The following is a 231-nucleotide window of genomic DNA, read 5'->3' as shown; positions in this document are numbered from 1 at the left end:
CGATGCCGTTCGAGCCGGAGCCGGCATAGGCGACATGGGTGGGCAGGCCTTTGAGATGCAGCTGGAACCACAAGACACCCACTTGTGCCGTGATGAGGGATTCCGCGAAAGGTTCGGGGATCAGCGCGGCTTCGGCGGTGTAGCCGCGTTGCAGGCAGGCCAGTGCGCCGTTGCCGGTGCATTCCTCTTCGACGACGGATTGGAAGAAGACGTCGGCCGCCGGCGCGAACC

The 231-nt window shown here is 64.9% G+C and carries 1 protein-coding gene; it reads right to left on the bottom strand.

Features of this window, described 5'->3' with window-relative positions; genetic code table 11:
• Window positions 1-231, bottom strand: a 231-nt coding sequence (locus tag NLM59_RS11670; RefSeq protein ID WP_304417956.1) for a hypothetical protein, incomplete at both ends; no start/stop codon positions are given.

It is taken from the genome of Profundicola chukchiensis (assembly GCF_029664245.1).
Taxonomy (GTDB): domain Bacteria; phylum Bacteroidota; class Bacteroidia; order Flavobacteriales; family Weeksellaceae; genus Profundicola; species Profundicola chukchiensis.
The sequence above is the reverse complement of the archived record's forward strand: the minus strand, read 5'-3'. Positions and strand labels throughout refer to the sequence as shown.